The 24,362-nt window shown below is 61.0% G+C and carries 18 protein-coding genes and 2 pseudogenes; 12 read left to right on the forward strand and 8 right to left on the reverse strand.

Going from position 1 to position 24,362, the window contains the following annotated elements:
• On the forward strand, nucleotides 1-379 hold a 379-nt coding region (locus WA070_RS14830; protein ID WP_422634698.1), incomplete at its 5' end, for a transposase.
• Nucleotides 380-790: 411 nt separating this feature from the next.
• Nucleotides 791-1,851: pseudogene (locus WA070_RS14835) on the forward strand (IS630 family transposase).
• Between the two features lie 563 nt (nucleotides 1,852-2,414).
• Here WA070_RS14835 and WA070_RS14840 read toward each other — a convergent pair.
• Nucleotides 2,415-2,534, reverse strand: a pseudogene (locus WA070_RS14840) (electron transfer flavoprotein subunit beta/FixA family protein); the annotation flags it as partial.
• A gap of 130 nt (nucleotides 2,535-2,664) precedes the next feature.
• Here WA070_RS14840 and WA070_RS14845 point away from each other — a divergent pair.
• Together WA070_RS14845 and WA070_RS14850 are read left to right on the forward strand one after the other, a co-directional pair.
• Complete coding sequence (locus WA070_RS14845) at nucleotides 2,665-3,408, forward strand: FadR/GntR family transcriptional regulator (protein WP_422634699.1); 744 nt, start codon at nucleotides 2,665-2,667, stop codon at nucleotides 3,406-3,408.
• A gap of 95 nt (nucleotides 3,409-3,503) precedes the next feature.
• Entirely contained in the window at nucleotides 3,504-4,691 is a 1,188-nt protein-coding gene (locus WA070_RS14850; protein WP_422634700.1) for a CaiB/BaiF CoA transferase family protein, read from the forward strand.
• Nucleotides 4,692-4,711: 20 nt separating this feature from the next.
• Here WA070_RS14850 and WA070_RS14855 read toward each other — a convergent pair whose 3' ends face one another.
• Complete coding sequence (locus tag WA070_RS14855) at nucleotides 4,712-5,071, reverse strand: YciI family protein (protein WP_422634701.1); 360 nt, start codon at nucleotides 5,069-5,071, stop codon at nucleotides 4,712-4,714.
• A 119-nt stretch (nucleotides 5,072-5,190) separates the two neighbouring features.
• The gene (locus tag WA070_RS14860; RefSeq protein WP_422634702.1) at nucleotides 5,191-6,330 is read right to left on the reverse strand and encodes an acyl-CoA dehydrogenase family protein; all 1,140 of its coding nucleotides are present in this window, start codon (nucleotides 6,328-6,330) and stop codon (nucleotides 5,191-5,193) included.
• Nucleotides 6,331-6,536: 206 nt separating this feature from the next.
• On the opposite strand from WA070_RS14860, the gene WA070_RS14865 reads away from it, so the two are divergent.
• Complete coding sequence (locus WA070_RS14865; protein WP_422634703.1) at nucleotides 6,537-7,769, forward strand: LysR family transcriptional regulator; 1,233 nt, start codon at nucleotides 6,537-6,539, stop codon at nucleotides 7,767-7,769.
• A 144-nt stretch (nucleotides 7,770-7,913) separates the two neighbouring features.
• Here the strand turns inward: WA070_RS14865 and WA070_RS14870 are convergent, their stop codons facing one another.
• The 5 genes from WA070_RS14870 to WA070_RS14890 all read right to left on the reverse strand — a co-directional run bounded on the left by WA070_RS14870 (nucleotide 7,914) and on the right by WA070_RS14890 (nucleotide 14,885).
• Nucleotides 7,914-9,401, reverse strand: coding sequence for an aldehyde dehydrogenase family protein (locus WA070_RS14870; protein ID WP_422634704.1), 1,488 nt, complete (start codon nucleotides 9,399-9,401; stop codon nucleotides 7,914-7,916).
• Nucleotides 9,402-9,421: 20 nt separating this feature from the next.
• Nucleotides 9,422-11,050, reverse strand: a complete 1,629-nt coding sequence (locus WA070_RS14875) for a GMC family oxidoreductase (RefSeq protein WP_422634705.1) — start codon at nucleotides 11,048-11,050, stop codon at nucleotides 9,422-9,424.
• Nucleotides 11,047-12,411 carry an MFS transporter gene (locus tag WA070_RS14880; protein ID WP_422634706.1) on the reverse strand — a complete coding sequence of 455 codons (1,365 nt, stop codon included), beginning with the start codon at nucleotides 12,409-12,411 and terminating at the stop codon, nucleotides 11,047-11,049. Before WA070_RS14880 ends, WA070_RS14875 begins: the two co-directional genes overlap by 4 nt.
• A gap of 80 nt (nucleotides 12,412-12,491) precedes the next feature.
• A complete protein-coding gene (locus WA070_RS14885; protein ID WP_422634707.1) occupies nucleotides 12,492-13,424 on the reverse strand; it encodes a PDR/VanB family oxidoreductase in 933 nt (310 codons plus the stop codon).
• 147 nt (nucleotides 13,425-13,571) lie between these two features.
• Nucleotides 13,572-14,885, reverse strand: coding sequence for a Rieske 2Fe-2S domain-containing protein (locus WA070_RS14890; protein WP_422634708.1), 1,314 nt, complete (start codon nucleotides 14,883-14,885; stop codon nucleotides 13,572-13,574).
• A 220-nt stretch (nucleotides 14,886-15,105) separates the two neighbouring features.
• On the opposite strand from WA070_RS14890, the gene WA070_RS14895 reads away from it, so the two are divergent.
• From WA070_RS14895 to WA070_RS14925, 7 genes are all read left to right on the forward strand, one after another.
• Nucleotides 15,106-17,358: a TonB-dependent receptor gene (locus WA070_RS14895; RefSeq protein WP_422634709.1), complete on the forward strand. Its 2,253-nt coding sequence runs from the start codon at nucleotides 15,106-15,108 to the stop codon at nucleotides 17,356-17,358.
• A 62-nt stretch (nucleotides 17,359-17,420) separates the two neighbouring features.
• Nucleotides 17,421-18,200: an SDR family NAD(P)-dependent oxidoreductase gene (locus WA070_RS14900; protein ID WP_422634710.1), complete on the forward strand. Its 780-nt coding sequence runs from the start codon at nucleotides 17,421-17,423 to the stop codon at nucleotides 18,198-18,200.
• Nucleotides 18,201-18,346: 146 nt separating this feature from the next.
• Nucleotides 18,347-19,390, forward strand: a complete 1,044-nt coding sequence (locus WA070_RS14905; RefSeq protein WP_422634711.1) for a Rieske 2Fe-2S domain-containing protein — start codon at nucleotides 18,347-18,349, stop codon at nucleotides 19,388-19,390.
• Between the two features lie 175 nt (nucleotides 19,391-19,565).
• A complete protein-coding gene (locus WA070_RS14910) occupies nucleotides 19,566-21,941 on the forward strand; it encodes a TonB-dependent receptor plug domain-containing protein (RefSeq protein WP_422634712.1) in 2,376 nt (791 codons plus the stop codon).
• A gap of 17 nt (nucleotides 21,942-21,958) precedes the next feature.
• The gene (locus WA070_RS14915; RefSeq protein ID WP_422634713.1) at nucleotides 21,959-23,227 is read left to right on the forward strand and encodes an aminotransferase class V-fold PLP-dependent enzyme; all 1,269 of its coding nucleotides are present in this window, start codon (nucleotides 21,959-21,961) and stop codon (nucleotides 23,225-23,227) included.
• A gap of 40 nt (nucleotides 23,228-23,267) precedes the next feature.
• Entirely contained in the window at nucleotides 23,268-23,561 is a 294-nt protein-coding gene (locus WA070_RS14920; RefSeq protein ID WP_422634714.1) for a hypothetical protein, read from the forward strand.
• 141 nt (nucleotides 23,562-23,702) lie between these two features.
• Nucleotides 23,703-24,362: a TetR/AcrR family transcriptional regulator gene (locus WA070_RS14925; RefSeq protein ID WP_422634715.1), complete on the forward strand. Its 660-nt coding sequence runs from the start codon at nucleotides 23,703-23,705 to the stop codon at nucleotides 24,360-24,362.

Genomic DNA, 24,362 nt, shown 5'->3' on the forward strand with positions numbered 1-24,362 from the left:
CGTCAGCGCTGACGAGACCAAGGTAACCTTCCGCTGGCGTGATTACCGGCGTGGCAACGCGCCCAGGCAGATGTCGCTTCATCCGCACGAGTTCATTCGTCGCTTCCTCATCCACAGCCTGCCAGACGGCTTTCATCGCATTCGCCACTATGGGTTCCTCGCTAACGGCTGCCGCCGGGCACGGCTCGCCACCATACGGCAGATCCTGATCCCGACGGAGCCGATTGCGACCGCCGCGGCCGAGGTCAGCGAGCCCACCAGGCTGCTCCCGCACTTTGATCCAACCCAGTGCCCATGCTGTGGCGGCATTCTGCGCGTCACCGCCACGCTGCCGCGATGGCGCAACGGGCTGTCGCGACCGTGGCCCGATACGTCATGACCGCAGGACCTCGATCGAACATTCGACTTGGCAGCGGCGTGACATCTGCGCTGACGATCCCCCATGTCTGCCATCTTGCAATTCCGCTCGCCGGACAGCAGCGCCGTCCCAAAGTCCGCGCAAATATCCGTTTGGCGCGTCGATTACCTCGACCTATGCCGCCAATACGGCATCGTACTCACCAGCACAGTGATATCGGATCATCCCAGACCGGTCGCCCGCAACCAGAGGCGCGGCACTAATCCCATAGCTCGCGAGCGCGTCAGCGGGCTCGTTCAATCCGGCTTCAATGAGGTCGCGCCGCACCACGACGCCAGCGTTGCGCCGTGCGACCTCACAGAACCCTCCAGATTGAACCCTCCAGATTCCCTTGACGCTTGATTTGTGATTCACCCTCCTTGGAGGTGTATCATGGGCAAGAGCAGTTCGGTTGATCTTCGAGTTCGGATCGTTGGCGCGATCGAGCGCGGACAATTGTGTCGAGCGGCAGCGCGGCGCTTTGGAGTGAGCGCGGCGACGGCGGTTCGCCTGGCGCAGCGCAAAGCGCAGACGGGATCGTTGGCCCCTGCGCGGCAGGGTCGCCCGGCGGGGAGCGGTTTGCTGGCTGCGCATATCGACGTTTTGGTGGGCTGGGTGGACGCCGACGGCGACATCACCATGCCGGAGTTGGCGGCGCGGTTGCTGGCCGAGCGCGGGGTGAAGGCACACCCGGCCTCGCTGTCGCGGTTGCTGATCCGGCACGGTTTTACCGTTAGAGCGGACAGCATGATTTCTGAATCATGCTGTCCGCTCTAATTGTTTGTTGTCGCATCGTTTTAAGCGAAAAACCGGTTCCCACTTTTTCGCACGATGCTCTAAAAAAAACGCTGCTGGCGAGCGAAACCGATCGCGCTGACATCGTGCACAGTCGTCGGATATGGACGGTCCATCGCCAGCCGTGGATGAACAAGCGCCCGGAAAGGCTGGTATTTATCGACGAGACCGGAACCACCACCAAGATGACCCGCCTGCGCGGTCGGGCCCGCAAGGGCCAACGGCTCAAGATGAAGGCGCCGTTCGGTCACTGGGGCACCCAGACCTTCATTGCTGCCCTGCGTCACGACGGGCTCACCGCACCCTGGGTGATCGACCGCCCGATGAACCGCCAGATCTTCGAGGCCTGGGTCGAAACCCAGCTCGCCCCGACATTGAAGAAAGGCGACATGGTCATCCTCGACAATCTCTCCAGCCACAAGAGCGAGAAAGCCGCCGCAATCCTCAAGGAACGCGGGGCGTGGATCCTGTTCCTGCCGCCCTACAGCCCCGACCTCAATCCCATCGAAATGGCCTTCGCCAAGCTCAAGGCACACCTCCGCAAGGCCAAAGCCCGAACCATCGAGGCCCTGTGGCAGGCCGTCGGATCAATCTGCCAACTATACTCACCAGACGAATGTTGGAATTACCTCAAACATGCCGGGTATGTTGCAGATTAAAAGCACGGTGCTCTAGGTCAGCAATTGGCTCCTCGCCATTGGCCATTGAGGCGATAACGGCGGTTTTTATCCAGAGCTGCCGCTCGCGCCCGGTGCTCTGAATAGCGTAAGTTGGTCGCGAGGGGACACCGCAAGAACAGCAGCTGTTCCCGCATCCCGGCTCCGAACGGGACATTCACCAACCGCCAATCATGTGCGAGTAAAAGTGTCTAGACACGTCCAAGATCATCCGTCATTATGCCATCAAGCTGGTGGTTTTATGATCAGCAGAGGCGCTTGTGGGAACTGGTGTGGTAAAGCCTCAGGTAATGTGTAAGAAGAGTTTGGATTTTCGCCGTTTTTATTGACGGTTATTAATCCCTGCCGCTCCGCCACCCGGTCACTGACTGACAGAGAGTTCAGCCATATCCCGGTTGAAACGGCGCAATTGCGGCGCTTTTGATTTCAAAGCCGTAGCGTGGACAATTTTTCGTAACGGCCATCCGCCGCATTTTCCTGCATTTTCTCCGCGTGAGTGGGCAGCTGCCCTTAGAGGCCCGCAGACTATTCGCTCCTGCACGGATTTCTGGCGCAATGACTGGACCGATGGACACGGCGATCACTTCGGTTGCGACGCCCTTTTCCTTCATGCGCGGCTTTACATTGTAATCAATCACCCGCTTCACGGGCACGGGGATATTCATTTCCTCCTTTGTTGCGGTAATGGCCCGACCATTGATATTTTGACATACGCTGTCCATCCCGCTCGGTCCGGCCATTGCACCTTTGGTTACGGCGGCTATAGATTTTCCGGTCTATTCCGGAGCGCACCCTATGGCATCTACCTCTTCTGCAAAGCCCAGCTTCGCGCCCATCAAGACGCGGCGCGCGTTCGAGATTATCTGCGAGCAAATCCGCGAGCAACTGTCGGCGGGAACGCTCAAGGCCGGGGATAAACTGCCGGCGGAGCGCGAACTGGCGGTCGAGTTCCAGGTAAGCCGCAGCGCGCTGCGCGAGGCGCTGCGCAGCCTGGAGGTGGCAGGGATCATTCGCAACGTGAAGGGGGCAAAGGGCGGGGCATTCGTTCAGACCGCAGAACCCGACCGGATCGTTCAGGCGATGCAGGATTATGTCCATTTGGGCAATATCTCACTGAATGAACTGACCGAGGCGCGGCTAGCCCTGCAGGACATCATTGTGCGGCTGGCATGCGAGCGCGCGACCGAAATGGACCTTGCCGACCTGGAGGCGATCGCTGAGCGAACCAAGCGGGAAACCAGCGTCGAGGCGCGCTATCAATGCGCGGCAGAATATTATGGCGTGCTGGCGAGGGCGACGAAGAATCGAATATTCGGCATTTTCGTCGATTCCTTGTCGTCGATCCTGCACGAATTCGTGCAGGGGCCAGATTATGAGACATTGCAGCAGTCGCTGATCGAATCCCGATTCCGGCTGGTGCGGCAATTGCGGGCGAAGGACAGCGAGGCGGCGGTGGCGGAAATGCGTAAGCATCTGGAGCGGGTGCATCGCCATGTGCGCAAGAACAGCAAGGTGGTGAAAGGCCGACCTGGCTTTTGAAACAGCGAGACGGACGGGTGTAGCGATTGACCGCCATATCTCGCCATGCAATAGGTAGGACCATTGAATATTTAGTTCTACAGGCAGGTGAGGATATGGCGGAAGACGGCAAGACGGTGACGATCGGCGCGCTGGATGGCGTTAGGGTGTTGGATTTCACAAGCGTCATGGCCGGACCCTTTGCGACGCGAATGCTGGCCGACCTGGGCGCCGATGTCATCAAGGTGGAATCGCTGGAAGGCGATCAGGTCCGCGCGCGTCCGCCCCAACGCGACGGTTTCAGCGCCTATTTTGGCAATCTCAATGCTGGCAAGCAGAGCATCGCCTGCAATCTTAAATCGCCTGAGATTATCGCCCTCATCAAGCAACTGGTGGCGACTTGCGACGTGCTGGTGGAGAATTTCCGGCCGGGCGTCATGGCGCGGTTCGGGCTGGATTTCGCCGCGCTGCACCAATTCAATCCGCGGCTCATCTACTGTTCGATCTCAGGTTATGGCCAGACCGGGCCGAAGGCCCTGTTTCCCGCTTATGCGCCGGTGATTCATGCGGCCAGCGGCTTCGACATGGTCAATCTACGCTATCAGGACGGCGCGGACAGGCCCGCGACCAGCGGCGTCTTCATCGCCGACGTGCTGGGCGGCACCCATGCCTTCGGCGCGATCCAGGCGGCGCTTTACCAGCGCGAAAAGACGGGAGTGGGCCAGCATATCGACCTGTCCATGCTGGAAGCGATGGTCGGCATGCTCGTGTTCGAGACGCAGGAGGCGCAGTTTCCCGGCGACGCGCGGCGGCCGCTTTATACCCCGCTCAAGACCAGGGATGGTTTCATAATGGTGGCGCCGACATCGCCGCGCAATTTTGAGCAATTGTCGGAAGCGGTCGGCCATCCCGAGTGGCGCGACGATCCGCGTTTTCTGACCAATGCTGACCGCAACGCCAACTGGGCGACCTTGCTGGCGCTCACCGAAGAATGGACGCTGGAGCGTAGCGCAGAGGAGGCTGAAACTGTGCTATCGCAACATGGCGTGCCATGCGGGCGCTATCGCGAGATCGGTGAATTGCTGGATGATCCGCAACTTGCGGCGCGCGGCGCCTTTGCGGAGATTAGCGACGGGGCGGGTGCCTTCAAGGTGCCCAACCCGCCGTTCCGCATGAGCGGATCGCGGGCAGAGGCGCGCGATCATGTCGCCCGACTGGGTGAGGAGGGCGCGGATATCCTGGCTCAACTGGGTGTCAGCGAGACTGTGGTCACTGATCTGCGCAAGCGCGGCGACCTGCTGTGACAGGCGAGATGAGCAGACCTTCATTCTAGTTCGTGGAAGGGCCGGATCTCGATCTCGCTCGGCCCCGGCATGGGATTGGGGCAGCGTTTCACCCAGTCAACCGCCTCTTCCATGTCCCTGACCTCCCAGAGCCAGAACCCCGCGAGCAGTTCGCGCGGCTGGGGGAAGGGGCCGTCGATGACGGTGCGGTCGGTGCCGTCGAAGGCGACGCGCTTGCCCTGTGAGGACGGGGTGAGGCCGTCGGCCATCACCAATATGCCGGCATCGCGCAATGCGTCATTGAAGCGGCCCATCGCGGTCATCATCGCATCCGTTTCGGGCGAGGGCTGATAGCCTTTCTCGCTGTCTTCGGTCGCCTTCACCAGCACCATCACGCGCATCGCCTGTCTCCTTGCCCGGCGTTGAAACGATGGCGGGAGTGTTCGGGAATTACCGTCCCGGCACAATATATTTCATGGAGATGAGGGGGCGGAATGCCTGGACGCATCCCGCCCCACCTTTATCGCAGCAGTTCGCGCGCGATCGTGTTCTTCTGGATTTCCGATGACCCTTCATAGATGCGGGTGATGCGGATATCGCGATAAAGGCGTTCGATAGCGAAGCCACGGCAATAGCCTGACCCGCCAAAAATCTGGACCGCCGTATCGACTGTGCGGCTGCCCGCTTCGGTAGCGAATAGCTTTGCCATGGAGGCAAGGTCGCGGCGCTTTTCGCCCTGATCGTAGCGCCAGCAAGCGTCGAACAGGATCAAGCGGGCGGCGCGCATGTCGGTCGCCATCGTCGCGATATAGTGGCGGATCGCCTGAAAATCGGAGATCACGCCTCCGAAGGCTGGACGCTGTTTGGATTCCTCAATCGCAAGTTCCAGCGCATATTCGCCCATGCCAACCGCCGTCGCGCCGACATTCATGCGGCCCTCGTTCAGCCCTTCGAGCGCGTAATGAAAACCCCGGCCGAGTTCGCCGATCAACGCGTCGGGGCTGACCTGGCATTCGTCGAAGGTCAGTTCGTAAACGCCCGGCGTCGCGGTGCCCATGAGTTCGATCGTGCCGGTAACGGCAAAGCCGGGCGTGTCAGCCGGCATCAGGAACGCGGAAATGCCGCCGCGCGGCCCTGCGCTCTTGTCCGTATAGGCATAGACGATCACATATTTCGCGTTCTTGCCGTTGGAAATATAGGTTTTTGACCCGTTGATGACCCAGCCGTCGGCGTTGCGGGTTGCTGTGGTTCGCATGGAACCCGGATCGGAACCGCTGTTCGGCTCGGTTAGCGCAAAGGCGATCGGGATTTCGCCGGTCGCCATGCCCGGCAGCAACGCCTCGCGCTGCGTTTCCGAAGCGTGATACATAATATTTTTGGCGCCCGGCCCCATCAGCGGGCGCAGTTCGGTCCAGAATTGCGGGGGAAGGCGCGCAAGTTCGATCTGCACGGCCGCCTGCGCCAGTGCGCCTAGGCCCAGGCCGCCATATTGTTCGGGCAACGCCATGCCGAAATAGCCATTGTCGATCAATGTCTTGCGCACGATCGGCGGGACTTTGCCAGTCGCCTGAAATTCGATTTCGTGCGGCAGCAGGTCGCGAACTATGTCGCGGGTGACGTCGCAAAATTCTTTGATGTCGTCGGGCAGTTCAAAGTCCACGGGGCAGCCTCCTTACGGTTCGGGTCCGATGCGCCGATTGTCGCGCCTTTCCATCAATGGTCCTACCAATAAATCAATGGTCCGTCCATTGCATTTTACTGAATAAGTCCAGAGCGGCGGCTGTCCTTTGGGGCAGATGTCCATTAGGGATGGGGCGGCCCGACAGCGCAAGAGCGCGCGGACGCAGGGTAACAAGAGTAAGCGGTATGGCGACCGATCCGTTCGACCTCAATCTACGCCATTTGCGCGCGTTGCTGGCCATTCGCGAACATGGGAGCATTACGGCTGCCGCAGACGTGGTGAGCCTGTCTCAGCCCGCGTTGACGCAGGGGCTGGCCAAGCTGGAGCGGCAGTTTGGCTATACTTTTTTCGAGCGGCGTTCGGGGGGGATGGTGCCGACGCCCATGGGCGAAATCGTGATCGAGCGCGCACGTGCGGCGCTTGATCACCTGTCGCAGGCGGCTAAAGGGCTGTCGGGCGTATTCCAATATCCTGAGCGGTTGATGACGATGACACAGCTGCGCGCCTTTCTGGCGCTGGCGGAGGCGGGAAGTTTTTCCGCAGCCGCGCATGGCAGCACGCTGTCGCAGACAGCGGTGCATCGCGCCGTCGGCGACCTGGAGCAAATGATCGGCGGGAGGCTGGTCGAGCGGCGCGGGCGCGCGGTATGGCTCAATCCGGCAGGCAAGCGCTTGGCTCGTGGGACGAGGCTGGCGGTCGCGGAGATTGTCGCGGCGCTCGCCGACATGGGGCTGGATAGCGGCAGCGGCAGCGAGGTGATCTCCTTTGGGGCTCTCCCATTGGCACGCCCCTATCTCGTTCCGGCCGCGATGGCGAGGATGGCGCGGAGCGACCCGCGCGCGGCATTCAAAGTGCTGGAGGGCAGTTGGCGTGAACTGGTGGAACCATTGCGCGACGGCGTGATTGACATGATCGTCGGTGCGCTGCGTCCCTATGAGATTGCCGACCTGTATCAATTGCCGCTGTCCGAGGATCGGCTGGTGATTGCAGCGGGAAGCCAGCATCCACTTGCAGCGGTGGCAAAACCAACGATGGACCAGCTGGCCTCCTATCCCTGGATCGTCGCGCCGGCCAATTCGCCGCTGCGCGAGCAATGGGAGAAATTGTTCGGCGATGGGAAGTTGCCTGCTACCCCGGTCGAATGCGGGTCGGTGATGATTATTGGGCGGCTGTTGACGGAAGGCAATTTTCTGACCCTGCTGTCGCCCGATCAGGTGGCATTGCAGATCCGCAGCGGGCTATTGACGCAAATCGGTCCGCCGCTTGAGGGCAGCAAGCGCGTGGTGGGAATTACCACGCGCCGAAGCTGGCGCCCCACCGCAACGCAGCGGCGCTTTCTTGAAATGCTCAGCGAGGCGGCAAAGGGCGAACGGATCGAAGGTGCGCCGCCCGATTTGCGGGAGTCCGGCTGGGTGTGATGCTATTGTCGGTTGGCGGCCTGCAAAGCAGCTATGCGGCTCTTCAGCCGATCGGCAGATAGGGAGGCGAATGGCCTGTCCGGCTATCAGTTTGCGCAATATATTGTAACGCCGTTGCGGCTGGTCTGGTGCATGGCGCGCACGTCAGTCCAGATTGATCCAGACCGCCTTGGTCTCCAGATAATCCTCGATATGGTGCGGACCGGATTCGCGTCCAAAACCGCTCATCTTATAGCCGCCGAAGGGAACGGCGGGGTCGAGCATCTGGTAGCAGTTGATCCAGACCGACCCGGCACGGATTCCGCGCGCCATGCGGTGTGCAGTGGCAAGGTCGCGGGTCCATACACCGCTGCCCAGGCCAAATTCGGTTGCGTTGGCTCGGGCCAGCACTTCATCCACCGTGTCGAAGGTGAAGGCGGAGAGGACAGGGCCGAAAATCTCTTCCCGCGCGATCGTCATGTCATCGGCGACATGGGTGAAAATGGTCGGCTCGATGAAATAGCCCGCGTCATAGCCCGCACCGCGCATGCGGTTGCCGCCGGTCAAGGGACGGGCGCCTTGCATGCTGGCACCGTCGATGAAGGCGAGGATCTTATCCATCTGCAGCGCAGACACTACCGGTCCCATCTGGGTCGTTGGATCCAGCGGATCGCCCACCTTGATCGTCTTCGTGAACGCAGCAAGGCGCCCCATAAATTCGTCATGGATCGCGGATTGAACGAACAGGCGGGTGCCTGCGCTGCAAATCTGCCCGGCATTGGCGAACACGGCCATGGCGGCGGCGGGGACGGCCTTGTCGAGATCGGCGTCGGCGAAGACGATGTTGGGCGACTTTCCGCCCAGTTCGACGGTGACGCGCTTCATCGTCGGGGCGGCGGCGTGGAGGATTTTTTCACCGACGCCGGTGGAGCCGGTGAAGGCGATCTTATCGACGTCCGGGTGGCTGGAAAGCGCGGCGCCCGCGTCACCCAGGCCAGTGACGATGTTGATGACGCCTTCGGGCACGCCCGCTTCCAGGCAGAGTTCGCCGAAACGGAGCGCGGAAAGGGGCGTCTGTTCGGCAGGCTTCATGACAAGGGTACAACCAGTGGCAAGGACCGGGCCGGCTTTCCACACCGACATGCCGATTGGACCGTTCCATGGATTGATCGCCGCAACGACGCCGATTGGCTCCTTGAGGGTCTGGGAGAGAATGTCGCCGGGCGCATTATTGTCGATCGTGTCGCCGGTGATCAGCATCGCTTGCCCGGCATAATAGCGCAGCAGCGCGCTGGCGCGTGCCTTCCCCATGATAGTGCGGCTGTAGGGCGCGCCGAGGTCGAGCGTATCGAGCATCGCCAGCTCTTCAAAATGGTCTTCCACAAGATCGGCGAGGCGGAGCATGATGCGTTGGCGATCGACCGGTTTCATGCGACGCCATGGTCCTTCGAACGCGGCGCGAGCGGCCTTGACGGCGCGATCCACATCTTCCGCGCCGCCCTGCGCAATGGTGGCGAGCAGTTCGCCGGTAGCGGGATTGCGTGTCTCGAACCGCTTGCCCGACAGCGCTGGGACGCGTTGGCCGCCGATCAGCATGTCCTGTTCTGGCGTATCGAGCAACGCGGGGCGGGGGGGGATGGTCATCATGTTCATAGAAGTTCTCCGGGCCGCGATCAGGCGGCGATATTTGATGTGACGGCGTCTTCCAGGATGAAGCGAGCGGCGCGCTCGGCGATCATCATGGTCGGGGCAGAGGTGTTGCCGCTGATGATTTCAGGCATGACTGACGCGTCGACGACACGCAGGCCCGACACACCGCGCACGCGCAGACGGCGATCGACCACAGCCATGGGGTCGCTATCCGGTCCCATCTTGCAAGTGCCGGTCGGGTGATAGGCGGTGTTGACGATCTTGCGCAGGGCGGTGTCTATCTCCGCGTCGCTTTGATGCTGGATGCCCGGTTCAATCTCCGCTCCGGTCATGGCAGCGAGCGCTGGCTGGGCAAAGATATGACGGCACGCGCGGAACCCGGCGATCAGCGTCTTCATGTCATAGGGATCGGCAAAGAAATTGGGATCGATGACGGGCTTGTCTTCGGGTCTGTTGCTGGCGAGCCGGACCGAACCGGCGCTTTTGGGCCGCAGCAACTGGATCAGGCCCATATAGCCGTGACGGCGGGGAACCGAGCGGGCGTCGAGCTTCAGTCCGGCAAGAAAGGTGATCTGGATGTCAGGGCGCCCGCTGCCGTCGGTGCAGAGGAAGCCGCCTGCCTCTGCAACGTTGGATGCCAGCATGCCCTCACGCTTCAAAAGATATGTGGTGGGGCTGGCGAGGATGCGGGGCAGCACCTTGGCCGAAATGGCGTAAGATTCAGCCGTGGGATTTTCCATCGCGACATGAACGGTGGGGTGGTCCTGAAGATGTTGGCCGACGCCGGGGAGATGGTGGACGACATCGACGCCCATCCCGCGCAAATGGTCCTGCGGGCCTATGCCCGACAGCATCAGCAGTTGCGGCGAGTTCGTCGCACCGGCGCAGAGGATGATCTCCCGCTTTGCGGCAACCGTGCTGCGCGCGCCGTCCTTCTCGATTTCCAACCCTATGGCATGGCCTCGATCGAAGAGGATGCGGCGGACCATGGTCTCGTCAAGAACGGTAAGGTTGGCGCGCTTGAGGGCGGGATGCAGGAAAGCGCGGGCGCTCGACAGGCGGGTGCCGTTGCGTTGGTTGAGGTCATAACGGCCGAAACCGCCCTGGCGCTCGCCGGCGAAATCATCATTGCGTTGATGGCCGGCTTGCTCGGCCGCATCGACGATAGCGCTGCTGATGGGGTTCCAGCTTTTGGGCTTCTCCACGTCCAGTTCGCCGCCTTTGCCATGCCACGGCTTGTCGGGACCAGCGTAATTCTCCACCGCTTTGAAGGCGGGCAGGACATCCTCATAGGCCCAGCCATCATTGCCAGCGTCTGCCCATGCGTCATAATCCGACTTCTGCCCGCGAATATAGACGCCGCCATTGATGGCGCTGCATCCGCCCAGCAGCTTGCCGCGCGGGAAATTGATCCGGCGGTTATTGACCGCTTCATTACCGACGAGCGACTGTTTCCAGTTGTACTTCTCATGCGGGAGAAGGAAGATATTGCCCACCGGCATGGCGGTTTTCAGGTTCACTGGCCATTTTCTGTCGGACGGTCCGGCTTCGATCAGGGCGACGCGGTTGGCAGGATCGACGGACAGGCGGTTGGCCATCAGGCTGCCCGCCGATCCGGAGCCGATCACGATATAGTCGAAAGCGTCCATCATAGCGCATCCTTGGCATTGAGCGCGGGCACATGGCCCCGCACGGCGATGAAGCCCAAAGCATTGACCAACATCAGGACAGCGAGCGCGCCAAAGAAGCCGAAATTGCCCCAGTCGATCAGGATCGCGCCCGCGATGGCGCTGACAATCGCGCCGACGCGACCCGCCGCACCCATCATGCCAAGGCCACGGGCGCGCAGGCCAGTGGGAAAGGCGTGCGCGCCGACGGCAAACATGGCCGATTGCGCGGCGCTGGCGAAGAGGCCGAGCGCGCCGAGGCAGGCAAGGACGGCCCCTTCGTTCCGCGCCCCACTAATGGGGAGCAGCGCAAGCGTGGCGCAGACCGCCGCCCCGACGACCGCCATCAGGATCAGCACCGGGCGCGATCCGAAGCGGATGATAGCCAGCGACGCAATCATCGCGCCGATGGTGCCGCCAATGTTGAAGCTGGTAAGGCCGAGACTGGCGGTTTGCAGGCCAAAGCCTGCGCTGGTCAGCATGGTCGGCGCCCAGTTGAACATGAGGTAGATCATGAACATGCCGGAGAACATCGCCACCGACAGCGCCAGTGTATCGCGGAGCAGGGCCGTGCCGAACAGGTTGCGCATCGGTTCGTAGCGGGGCGCTTCCCCCTCGGCGCGTGGCACATGTGCGACGGAGGCAGGGTCGGGATGGCCGATGCGACGCAATATGCGGTCCAGTTCAGCGGCGCGATCGGGCCGTTCGGCGAGGTATCGGGGGGATTCGGGCAGGACCGACCAGAGCCAGACGACAAAGATCATCGTCACCGTGCCGCCGATATAGAAAAGCCAGCGCCAGCCCAGATCCGGCAGGATCAGCGCGGCGGCGACCCCGCCCAATATCCCGCCGATCGACACACACACTACGCCGAAGGTGACGGCGACGCTGCGCCAGCGGACGGGGGTGAACTCCGCGATCATGGCGCTTGCGGTGCCGGGGACGCCGCCAAGACCCACGCCAGCCAGCGTCTTGAGCGCTGCGACCTGCCACAGCGCGTTGGAAAAGCCGGTAAGCAGGGTCGCAACGCCAAAGATGGCGACGCCGATGATAAGCGCGCCGCGTCGGCCGAATCGGTCCCCGACCCAGCCCGATGTCAGCGTGCCGATGGTCATGCCGACGAATCCCAGGGCGAAGACGGATCCGAGTGCTTCGCGGGATATGTCCCATTCCTTGAGCAGAGATGGCGCGGCGAGGCCGAGCATCTGATTGTCGAGGCCGTCGAGAATGACGGTCGCAGCGATCATCAGCACCGACCAGATCTGGAAGGACGACATGGGTATGTCGTCCAGCATGCCCCCTGATCCCGCAGGCCTGCTGCTGGCTTCTACCGTGGCGACCGCCAAGACCTTCTCCTTACCCTTGGACCGTTTGCGGCCGCTTCATTCATTTGCCGGTGTGACATTGGAAAACCGGAATGTCGCAATCAAATATCGAGAACCAGGTTCGCCGTTTTCGATCCCGAGCAGCAAACCATAATCGATCTGTTTGCCGCCTTATCGTCGTCGCTGAGGAAATGATCGCGATGGTCGGGGATTCCGTCCAGCACCTTGACCTCGCAGGTGCCGCAAATCCCCTCCGAACAGGCGAAGCCGACATCGACGCCCGCGCCAAGCAAAGCATCGAGCATGGTCTCGCCTTCCTCAACGGCAATGGTCTTGCCGCTCTTCGCCAGTTCCAGCGTGTAGCCGCCCTCGGTCGCCATTTCGGTTTCAGCCGAGAAATATTCGATATGGGCGTGGCCTTTGGGGCGGTCGCAATTGATGGCGACGAACGCGTCGAGCATGCCGCCCGGCCCGCAGCAATAGAGATGGGCGTCGGCAGGCGCGGCGGCGCAGATGGCCTTGAGGTCGAGGCGGCGGCCACCGGGGATGCCGTCATAGGCGATTTCGACCTGCGCATAATCGGACAGCCGATCGACATAGGCGGCGCGTTCCGGGGAAGCGGCGACATAATGGAGTTCCCAGCTTTTCCCCAATTTTTCAAGGCGTGCGATCATCGGCAGCATCGGCGTGATGCCGATCCCGCCGCCGATCATCACCGTGTGGCTGGCGTCATCCACCATCGGGAAATTATTCTTGGGGTCAGAGATTTCGAGAACCTGGCCGACCTGCCATTTTTCATGGATGTGGCGCGATCCGCCGCGACCGTCGATCGCATGATGGACGGCGATCTCATAATAGCCGCGAATGGCAGGGTCGTTGACCAGCGAATAGCTGCGCGCCAGGCCCGGCGATAGCTGCACATCGACATGAGCGCCCGGATCGAAGGCCGGCATCAGTCCGCCGTCGATGGGTTCGAGGATGTAGCTGTTGATCCCTTCGGCTTCCCAGCGGATATTCTTCAATCGTGTACGCATCACCCTCTCCGTCCGGTGCGATGCGTCTCTTGGCAGGGCCGGAGCGCCATGGATCGGCGAACCGGGCAAACCGCAATGCGTTTCGTCACCTCAATCATCCTCGTCCGTAAGGTCGGCGCATGGATCGCGCCGACCCCTTTTAATATCCTATTCAGCCGCTTCGACCTTGTCAGGCCAGCGCACTGCCTTGGCCAGCGCCGATTCATAGGCGTTGGCGAGCGTGTCATGGGGATCGTGCAGAAACGATCCCGCGCGCGCGCGATAGAAGATGCTGGGGTCTTCGATGCCCGGCGGCAACGTGCCCTTGTTGGCGAGCGCGCGGGCGGCGAGCAGCACGCGGCGGCGCACGCGGGCGATCATCTGGTCGGTGGGGGCCAGATTTTCAAAACTGTGGTCGGTGATCGGCCCCATGCTTTCGGTCACCGCCTGATCCTGCATCGTGATGTTGGCAATGCCGGTGAACTGGGTGCCATTGCGCTGGGAGTCGCGGTCGATCGCCCAGTCGTTCGCCTGACTGTCGGGCGAGCGCCAGCGGCCATACCAGTCGGTGGTCGTCGGCGCATATTCCAGCGGCGCAAACAACGGCGTGCCGTTCTTGAGCGTCGAGGTATAGGCCGGGTTTCCGGCATCAACGCCGCAGGTGATGTCGAACAGCATCGAATGTTCGTCGTCCATCGGCACCCAGGCGCGGGCTATTGCGCGGGTCGCGAAACGGTTGTTGGGCGTCTGCGTCCAGAACGGAAACATATAATGGGCGACGCGCCAACTCATCTGGCCATCGTCGTTCGGGCGATATCCGCCATACATGACGCCCCAGTCCGCCTGCGCCACTTCATAATCGGGCGCACGGTTGAGGACGGTCGGGCGCATCGGATGATCCTCATCCAGATCGTCGGCCTCGATCGATCCGACGTGCAGGAATCCGACATGGCTGGTGTCAATGTCGCCCTCCAGCGCCTGAAGCCAGTTGCAGTCGCGCTGCAGGCACCAGATTTCGGCGTCCGGGTGCATCGCCGCCTCGATTTCGGGGATAGGCGGCGGCGCGGACTGGTTCTCGCCCATATAGACCCAGATCAGACCATTGGCTTCGTGCGTCTTGTACGCCTTGGCATGGACCTTTTCCTTGAAATCCATGCGGGCGGGGACGGACGGCATGTCGACGCACTTCCCATCCACATCGAACTTCCAGCCATGATAGACGCAGCGTATGCCGTTTTCCTCATTGCGGCCGATGAACAGCGACGCGCAGCGGTGCGGGCAGCGATGGTCCATGATGCCGACCCGGCCGCTGCTGTCGCGAAAGGCGATCAGCTTTTCACACAGGATCATCAGGCGTATCGGATCGCCATCAGCGGTAACTTCGGACGACAGGCAGGCGGGCAGCCAATATTGGCGCATCATCGTGCCCATGACCGTGCCTGGCCCCACTCTGGTCATGTCGGCGCTATCTGTGGACTGCATGAGTTTTTCAGCCTCTTCCTTGCTTCACGTTATCGGCGCGGCTTGGATCAATGCCATGCCATTTCCTGATTCTTGACTAGATGGACACGCTCGATCACCCCAATCGGAATGTGGTCCGACCATTCAATAATCGGGACGATACTATTGCGCCTCGTCCTGTTTTCCTGCTTCACGCTCTTCAGGCGGCATCAAGCCGTGTTGTTAAGGGAGAGTCCGGGAAATGCCTTTCAGCTTTAAAACATCCTGCGCGTTGGGCGCGATTTCCGCCGTTATGGCGGGTACGCCGGCCCTTGCGCAGGCCGATCAGTCCGCGCCTCAGGAGAGCGCGCCGCAGGACAAAATATTCCCGGAAGATATCGTCGTCACTGCGGAAAGGCGCGAATCGACGGTGCGTGAAGTGCCCTTTTCTATTGCGGCATTCGGCGGTGAACTGCTGCGCGAGGCACAGGTCTACAGCCCGGCGGCACTGACCCAGCAAATGCCCGGCATCACCGTCAATACCGCCGACAAGTCGCTATCGATCGTCGCGATCCGCGGCAATGTGTCGACCTTCCGTACCGCAACCCTGGACACGCCGGTCGCCTATTTCATGGACGACGTCTATTATGTGTTCAACAACGACCTGAACGCCAACTTTTACGATACCAATCGCGTCGAAGTGCTGCGTGGGCCGCAGGGTACATTGTTCGGGCGCAACGTGGTCGGTGGTGCAATCGCGGTCATCACCAACAACCCCGACTTCAAAGATGATTATTACGCCCAGATCACCGGCGGCAACGGCGGCTATGTACGGACCGAGGGCATGGTCAACGGCACTCTGGTCGATGACAAGATTGCCGGTCGCTTCGCGTTCAGCACCGAACATAATGACGGGCTGATCGATACGCCCAACCAGTCCGGGAGCTATGGCAAGTCGGACAGCTATTCGGCGCGCGGTAAATTACTGTTCCAGCCGACCGACACGCTCAAGATCGTCCTGTCTGGCGATTACAGCTACACCAAGGGCAATGGCGGCGCGATCCAGTTGGGTATTGGCGGGGTGCAGCGGATCCCGGCGACTTTCGGCAATTATGACGATGACGAGTGGACCAATAACGACTTTGTGTCCTCGCCCTATCGCCAGCGTCTGCGCGGCGGCTATCTGCGCGGGGATCTGGATTTGTTGGGCGGCACGCTGACGTCGATTACCGGTTATCGCATGAACGACAGTCGCGCGATCAATGATGACGTGCCGGTCGCCACGGTCGTGCCGGTGTTCGACCGCCGCCAGGTGGTAAAGAACCGCAGCTTCACGCAGGAAGTGCGCTTCGCGTCGGCGCCGGGGCGTTTCTCCTATGTCGTTGGCGCCTATTTCCTGTCGGCCGATGTTTCGACCACCAACATCTTCTTTTACAGCCCGCTGCCCGGTTCGGCCGTGCCAGCCAGCATTCGTCGCAACCCCGGCGTGACCAACATTACCCGTGTGCAGGAAGGCAATGTGCGCAGCTTGGCAGCGTTCGGCGAGGCGACCTTCGAGATCACCGACAAGCTGTCGGTCGTCGCAGGCGGTCGCTACACATCGGATCGCAAGAAGATCGACTATCACGCCTTTTCGACCACCGACGCGGGCGCGATTCCCGGCTTCGGCTTCCCCGGCGAAGTCTTCGCGTCGGGTGGCAAAACATGGGACGCCTTTACCCCCCGCTTCACTGTCAAATTCGAGCCGATGGACAAGGTCAACATGTACGCGACCTATGCCAAGGGCTTCAAGTCTGGCGGCTTTGTCGATAATGCGTACCGCGATCCCACCATTCCGCTCGAACCGGAAAAGGCGACCAATTATGAAATCGGTGCCAAGTCGCGCTTGTTCGACAACAGGCTGGACCTGAACGTCGCGCTGTTCCGGCAGACGACGAAAAACCTCCAGAATTTCTCCGGCGCGGGCGGCATCGCTCATACCTATAACGGCACACTCAAGATGAAGGGGCTGGAGGTCGAATCCGTGATCCGTCCGGTCGAGGATCTGCGCCTGACCGCCAACTATACGCATCTGGTCGGCAAATATACTTCTCTGCGTGATCCGCTGGTGAACCTGGATTATTCGGGCAATCCGGCCAAGTTCGCGCCGCGCGACAGCTTCACCGTGGGCGCGGCCTATACCGGGCGTCTGGCCAATGGTGCGACGCTGACGCCACAAGCGGACTTCAATTTCTCGACCCGTATTTCGACCGACGATGCCAATACGCTGCGGCTCTACGATAATCTGCATGAAGATACTCGCGGACGGACGCTGAATGCACGGCTCAATTACGAGACGGCTGACGGCCGGTTCCAGATCGGTCTGTGGGGCAAGAACCTGACCAATAACTACCAGATCGTGAATGCGGACGACATCACCGCCTTTCTGGCGGTGCCCGGCAATGGCACGACCTATTGGAAGATATTTACCAATACACCCCGGACTTACGGCCTGACGCTGTCGTTCCGTCACTAATGATGTGAGCGGGAAAGGCGATGCCTTTCCCGCTCCTTTTGCTTTACATTTCAGGACGTCCGATGACCGATCAATTCTCCCTTCCGGCCAATGGCAGTTTTTCCTTCGACGGGCGCACCGCCCTCGTCACCGGCGGCGGACGCGGCGTGGGGGAGGCGGTGGCGCGCGAAATCCATGCCGGTGGCGGGCGCGTGGCAGTGAGCGACGTGGATATCGATGTCGCGCAGGCGGTCGCGGCATCGCTCGATCCGACGGGCGAGACGGCGATCGCGCTGACGTTGGACGTGCGGGAGAAGGATCATTTCCTGGCCGCGCGGGACGAGATTGCGGGCCTGTGGGGCAAGGTGGACATTGTGGTGAACAATGCCGGTTTCGCCAAGCGCACGCCGACGCCGGATATCAGCCCGGAAGAGTTCGACGCGATCGTCCAGATCAACATGCGCAGCGTGTTCCTCAGTTGCCAGATATTTTCCGAACATATGCGCGAAAATGGCTACGGTCGTATCGTCAACATTACCTCTCTCGCCGGTCAAAATGGTGGGACGGTGGCCTCGCCCCATTATGCCGCGTCCAAAGCCGGGGCGATCATGCTGACCAAATATTTCGCGCGCTATCTGGCCGGAACCGGTGTGACCGTGAATGCCATTGCGCCCGGACCGATCGACACCGCCAAGGCGCGGCTGTCGGCGGAACAGATTGCACGGGTCGAGGGCGAGGTGCCGGTGGGGCGCTTCATGGCAGTGGGCGAGATTGCGGCGGCGACTGCGCTGCTGGCGTCTGACAGGGGCGGCTTTTTCGTGGGCGCGACGCTGGATATGAATGGCGGGCTGTATCTGCGATAATCCCGGTTTAGGGCGGCGCATTCCCGATTTTCTTATGGCTTTATGGGATTGCGATTGGCGCTGGCGCGCGGCCTATCCATAATCATGCCCAACAACAGGTCAGCGCCCGGAGCAGTCAGCTGCTCGGTCGGACAATGGAGAGCAGGATGTTCATTTATAACGCATGGTATGTGGCCGCTTTTGCCGCTGATATCGAGCCGGGCAAAACGCTGGGGCGCAAATATCTGAACAAAGCGGTTGTACTGTTCCGCACTGAAAGTGGTGAAATCGCCGCTCTGGAGGATCGGTGCAGTCATCGCGCCATGCCCCTGTCTGCAGGGCATGTCGACGGCGATGTCATCCGGTGTTGCTATCATGGCGTCGAATTCGACGGCAAAGGCACCTGCACGCGTATCCCCAACCAGGCGCGTATTCCTGCCGCCGCCAATGTCCGCCATTATCCTGTGGTGGAAAAGGATCACCTGATCTGGATATGGATGGGTGAGCCAGCGCTGGCCGACCCGAGCATCATTGTCGACAGCCCCGAACATAATAATCCGGCATGGACGTGGCGACCCTATAATTTTCCGGTCAAGGCCAACTGGCAACTCATCATCGACAATATCATGGACCTGACCCATGTACCCTACATCCACGCGCGCACGATCGGCGGGAATCCGGAGCAGCATTATAATGCGGACACCAAGGTCGAATTTGACGGCCGCAAGGTGACGTTGCTGCGCAAAATGCCCAATTCCATCCCGCCCAAATCCTATATCGACGCGGGGGGCTTCAAAGGCCGTGTCGATCGCTGGCAGGAGGTACGGTTCGAACCACGCATCGGCATGACATGCCGCGTCAATGCGGGGGGCTGCGAGGTTGGGACCGGCGCTTATGAAGGCGAGCGCGACAATGGTTTCATGCTGGCCAATAATCATTTCATCACGCCGGAAACGGAGACGACCAGCCACTATCTGTGGACGATCTGCACTACCGCTCCCAAGGAAAGCGGTGTGCCCGACACGCTCTTCGATCAGTTTTTCGACACCATTACCGAGGATGAGGAAACGTTGCAGGCGCAGCAGGCCCGGATCGACGATGAACCTGAGCGGCCCTTTATCGGCATCGCGAGTGACGGTGCAGTTAATCAGGCGCGCCGCCTGTTGAGCGCGATGCAGGAAGAGGAGGAGGGGGGCAGGGTCGCCGCCTGAGCACGCCCCCTTGCTTATACAGGAAACATAGCGGCTTGCTCCGCCCGGAATTTTGTCGATCTGCATTCTGACTGCGCAGCTTTGAAAATTCCCTGGCGAGAGACACAGAAGCGTCATGTACCAACCCTAGAGGCGCTGACAGACCACAATCTCTGTTATGTCTTTGGGGACAATCATGAAGCTGTCGACGTATAGTGCGCTGATCGTACTAAATGTTTCCGTATCTACTATTGCCATGGCACAAGAAGCATTGCCGCCTGAAGGCAATGTAAATACTGGCGACTACATCATCGTAACAGGAACACGCGACGCCAAGCGTACGAAATTCGACACATTGGCTCCGATTGATGTTTTGCCGTCAAGGGCCATCGATAACAGTATTTCGAACGATATTTCCGATACGCTCGCTCAACTGCTCCCGTCATTCAACGTGCAGCGCCTGCCTGCTGCCGATGGTCAGGCTTTCGTGCGGCCCGCTACGCTGCGCGGCCTGTCCGCTGACCAGACGCTCGTGCTGGTGAACGGCAAGCGCTATCACCGTTCCGCGCTGCTCGGCACGCGGGGCGCGCAGTCGGCCGACCTGGCGACGATCCCAAGCCTGGCGATCAAGCGTATCGAAGTGCTGCGTGACGGCGCTTCGGCACAATATGGTTCCGATGCCATTGCCGGTGTCGTCAACATCATCCTGGACGACCAGCCGGGCATGGAAGCCTATGGCCAGGTTTCCCAATATTATAAGGGGGACGGCACCGGATATCAGACCGGCGGGCAGGGCGGCATCGCGCTGGGCGATCGGGGCAGCATTGTCTTCACAGGCGAATTTTCCAGGTCCGACGCCACATCGCGGACCCGCCAACGCCCTGACGCTGCTGCATTTCAGGCGGCCAATCCCAATATCGCCGTCGCCAATCCCGTGCAGCGGTGGGGGCAGCCGGACCTGCGTTCGGTGCGCGGGGGCATCAACGCCCATTATGACTTTTCCGACGCCGTCACCCTCTATGCCTTCGGCACTGTCGGCAATGGCGAGGGCGTCACCGATTTCAACTGGCGCAACCCGGCTGGTACAGCCAATGTCTACGGCAATAGCGCGGCCTTTCCCGGCTTCAATTTCACCAGCCTGTATCCCGCCGGTTTCACGCCGCGCTTTGGCACCAAATATGATGATTTCCAGGCCGACGGTGGATTGCGCGGTGCCATAAGCGAGCAACTGACCTACGACATCAGCGCATCGTCGGGACGCAGCCGCATCAATTACAACATGCATGAATCGCTCAACGCGTCGATTGGACCGGCAAGCCCGACCAGCTTCTATCTTGGCCGTCTGCGCCAGAGCGAGTTCAACCTGAACGCCGATTTCGTCTATCGCCTGCCGCTGGGCTTCTTCGAACCAGCCAACATCGCGTTCGGTGCAGAGCGGCGGAAGGAAACCTACGGCATCCGCCCCGGCGATCCGGCATCCTATGCGATCGGACCGGGCGCTGCGACCGGGCTTTCGCCCAACAGCAATGGCTTTCCAGGATACAGCCCTCTCACCGCAGGCGAATGGTCGCAGACCAGCTATGCTGGCTATATGGACGTCGAAGTGCGCCCGATCGAAGCGGTGACGTTGGGCGCGGCGGGGCGCTATGAGGATTTCTCGGCCTTTGGCGACACGTTCAACTACAAGCTGTCGGCGCGGTTCGAGCCGGTGAAGGGCGTCGCCCTGCGCGGCACCTATTCCACTGGCTTCCGGGCGCCGACCCCTGCGCAGCTTAACGCGATCAACACCAGCCAGGGTCTCGACACGCGCACCTTGCAAATCTTCAACACCGGCCGCCTGTCACCCAACGACCCGATCGCCATCGCGCTGGGCGCCAAGCCGCTGACACCGGAAAAGTCGCGGACCATCACGGCTGGCATGACGTTCCAGTCGAGCTTCGGCCTTACCGGCAGCATCGATCTCTACCAGATCAAGCTGCACGACCGTTTCGGCCAGTCGGCGACCTTCGCGGTGCCCGCAGCCCTGCCCAATCCACAGCGCTTTACGTCCGTCACCTATTTCACCAATGATTTCGACACGCGCACCCGCGGCATCGATGTCGTGCTGGCCTATGCGCAGCAGGTCGGGCCGGGCAAGGCAGACATCAGTCTGGCCTATAACTACAACCAGACCAAAGTGACGAGCGGCACATCGTCGGCCATCGCCAACGAAAGTCAGCGGATCGTGTTCGAAGAACGCCTGCCCAGGCATAACGGCACGGCGTCGATCGGCTACGCTATCGGCAAGGTCGGCATTCAGGGTCGCGCGCGCTATTATGGCGCCTGGACCGATGTCAGCGGCAACGCGACCGGCGATGTTTTTCAGCGGTTTGGCGCGATGGTGCTGTTCGACCTGTCGGCCAGCGTTCAGGTCACGCCGAATATCTCGATCCGGGGCGGCGCGGAAAATATCTTCAACAGCTATCCTGACGAGGCCACCAACCAGGCAGTGCGCGGCCTCATCTATTCGCGCAACGCACCCTATGACACCGATGGCGGCCAATATTATGTCCGCTTGGGCCTGACCTTCTGATCGGTTAGGATTGGGTAATGAATATAAGTCGCAGGCAGATGATGGTGGCAGCGGCGGCAGTGCCGGTGGCGGGGCGGATCGACGCTGCCCTGGCCCCGGCTGCGGTCGTTCGCCCTGATGATGAAGCATATTGGGCGAAGCTGGCGGGCCAGTATGACGTCACCCGCGACATCATCCAGCTGGAAAATGGCAATTGGGGCATGATGGCCCGGCCGGTGCTCGAACATTATGAAGCCGCGGTGCGGCGCGTCAATCGTGAGACCAGCTACTATGCGCGCCGTGGCCTGACGCCCGATCTGATGGCTGTGCGGGACAGGGTGGCGGCGAAAATGGGCGTGGCTTCGCAGGAGATCGCCTTCACCCGCAACGCCACCGAAGCCCTCAAAGCCTTGATCGGCGGTTATAACCGCCTGCGGGCGGGGGACGCCGTTTTATATGCGGATCTCGACTATGACAGCATGCAGGCGTGCTTTGCCTCCCTCAAGCGCAGTCGGGGTGTCGATGTGGTGTCGATCGCACTGCCTGAACCCGCCACCCATCAGGGGTTGATCGATACTTATGAAGCAGCCCTCAAGGCCAATCCAAAGATCCGCCTGATCCTGCTCACGCATCTTAGCCACAGGACCGGGCTGGTGGTGCCGGTTCGGGACATCGTGGCGATGGCCCGTGCGCGCGGCGTCGATGCGATCGTCGATGCAGCGCATAGCTGGGGCCAGCTCGATTTTCGTCCTGCGGATCTCGACGCGGATTTCGTCGGCTTCAACCTGCACAAATGGTGGGGCGCGCCGTTGGGCGTCGGTGTCATCTATATCCGGGGGAGCAAGATCGACCTCATCGACCCGGACAGCGCCAACACCCCACCCTTTGCCGCCAACAGCTATACGCGGGTCCATACCGGCACCGTCGATTTTGCCGCACAGTTGACCGTGCCAGCGGCACTGGATTTTCAGGATGCCATCGGTGACGCGGCCCGCGCCGCACGGCTTCGTCATCTGCGCGACCTGTGGGCCGAAACGCTGCGTGGCACGCCGGGACTGGAAATATTGACCCCGTCCGACCCGCGCCTGCACGGGGGCATTACATCGTTTCGCTTTGCAGGACGCACGAGCGTTCAGGACAATGCCGCTATCGCCAAACGGCTGCTCGACGAACATCGCATCTTCTCCGTCCACCGCGATGGACCGGCGCGCGGCGCGTGCGTGCGCATCACGCCAGCTCTGTTCAACAGCGCCGCAGACATACGCGTGCTGGAAAAGGCCATTCCAAAATTGTTGCGGCGCGCCTGATTTCAACGCCATCGATTTTGCCTCTTTCGCAATTTGGGCTATGGCCCCCGGCAGCGAACGAAAAGGGGTAATAATGGCCGCACCAATGTCAGTGGACGAACGACGCGAACATTTTGCCTATTGCGTTCAACTCTTCGGCGGAACCACGTCTTTTTCGCGGCGGCTTGGCATAGACGAGCGAGCCATCCGCCGCTTCATCAACGGCGTGCGGCCTGTTGGTGCAGGCCTTCTGGAAGACACCGCCAAGGCATTGCGAGCGCTCATCGCAGAAGCGACCAAAGCCGAAGAACAGATCGCCGCGTCATTACGCTTTCCGCCGATCGATCTGTCGTAGAGCGCCCGGCGGGTTCTGACGCGCCAATGCGCATCCCTGGATATGTGCCATGGCAGGCCTCAAGGCATCAGCCTCATCTGGAGTGCGCTGCCGAAGCCCGCTATGCAAAGGGCGCGACGCACTGAACGAAGGAAAAAGCAGGTGGCCAAAGCCGCTCCTACCAAGAAAGAGGCCGCTGGTCATGGGCGGGCGACGGACGCGGAAGAAACGCGCTTCAACATTTTGGATGTCGCCACCGCTGAATTTGCCGACAAGGGGTTAAGCGGCGCGCGGATCGATGAAATCGCCGAGCGGACCAATTCGTCCAAGCGGATGATCTATTATTATTTCGGCGGCAAGGAAGGCCTGTATCGCGCCGTTCTGGAACGCGCCTACACCGCCGTGCGCGAAGTCGATGCCGATAACCAGCGCGATCATCTCGATGCGCCGGCGGCATTGCGCGATGTGGTTGGCGCGACCTTCGACTATCACACCCAGCATCCCGAATTCGTGCGGCTGGTCATGAACGAAAATATCCTGCGCGGCGCGCATGTCGGCGAAGTGCCGGGGATCAAAGAGCGCAACCGCAAGGTGATCGAACATTTGCGCGGCATCCTGACACGGGGCGTCGCCAGCGCAGAATTTCGCGACGGGATCGATCCGGTCGATCTGCACATGACCATCAGCGCGCTCTGCTTCTACAATGTCTCCAACCGCTATACGTTTTCCTACGGCTTCGAACGCGACATGAGTTCGGTGGAGGCGCTGGCGCGGCGGCGCATGAGCGTGATCGACGTGATCGAAAGCTGGTGCCGCCGCTGA

Source organism: Sphingobium sp., assembly GCF_049304695.1.
Taxonomy (GTDB): Bacteria; Pseudomonadota; Alphaproteobacteria; order Sphingomonadales; family Sphingomonadaceae; genus Sphingobium.

Excerpts from the sequence above, each read along its gene's own strand:
- WA070_RS14885 (WP_422634707.1), bottom strand. The coding sequence starts at position 13,424 with ATGCGTACACGATTGAAGAATATCCGCTGGGAAGCCGAAGGGATCAAC.
- WA070_RS14905 (WP_422634711.1), top strand. The coding sequence starts at position 18,347 with ATGTTCATTTATAACGCATGGTATGTGGCCGCTTTTGCCGCTGATATC.
- WA070_RS14865 (WP_422634703.1), top strand. The coding sequence starts at position 6,537 with ATGGCGACCGATCCGTTCGACCTCAATCTACGCCATTTGCGCGCGTTG.
- WA070_RS14920 (WP_422634714.1), top strand. The coding sequence starts at position 23,268 with ATGGCCCCCGGCAGCGAACGAAAAGGGGTAATAATGGCCGCACCAATG.
- WA070_RS14915 (WP_422634713.1), top strand. The coding sequence starts at position 21,959 with ATGAATATAAGTCGCAGGCAGATGATGGTGGCAGCGGCGGCAGTGCCG.
- WA070_RS14855 (WP_422634701.1), bottom strand. The coding sequence starts at position 5,071 with ATGCGCGTGATGGTGCTGGTGAAGGCGACCGAAGACAGCGAGAAAGGC.
- WA070_RS14895 (WP_422634709.1), top strand. The coding sequence starts at position 15,106 with ATGCCTTTCAGCTTTAAAACATCCTGCGCGTTGGGCGCGATTTCCGCC.
- WA070_RS14850 (WP_422634700.1), top strand. The coding sequence starts at position 3,504 with ATGGCGGAAGACGGCAAGACGGTGACGATCGGCGCGCTGGATGGCGTT.
- WA070_RS14875 (WP_422634705.1), bottom strand. The coding sequence starts at position 11,050 with ATGATGGACGCTTTCGACTATATCGTGATCGGCTCCGGATCGGCGGGC.
- WA070_RS14890 (WP_422634708.1), bottom strand. The coding sequence starts at position 14,885 with ATGCAGTCCACAGATAGCGCCGACATGACCAGAGTGGGGCCAGGCACG.
- WA070_RS14870 (WP_422634704.1), bottom strand. The coding sequence starts at position 9,401 with ATGAACATGATGACCATCCCCCCCCGCCCCGCGTTGCTCGATACGCCA.
- WA070_RS14845 (WP_422634699.1), top strand. The coding sequence starts at position 2,665 with ATGGCATCTACCTCTTCTGCAAAGCCCAGCTTCGCGCCCATCAAGACG.
- WA070_RS14900 (WP_422634710.1), top strand. The coding sequence starts at position 17,421 with ATGACCGATCAATTCTCCCTTCCGGCCAATGGCAGTTTTTCCTTCGAC.
- WA070_RS14910 (WP_422634712.1), top strand. The coding sequence starts at position 19,566 with ATGAAGCTGTCGACGTATAGTGCGCTGATCGTACTAAATGTTTCCGTA.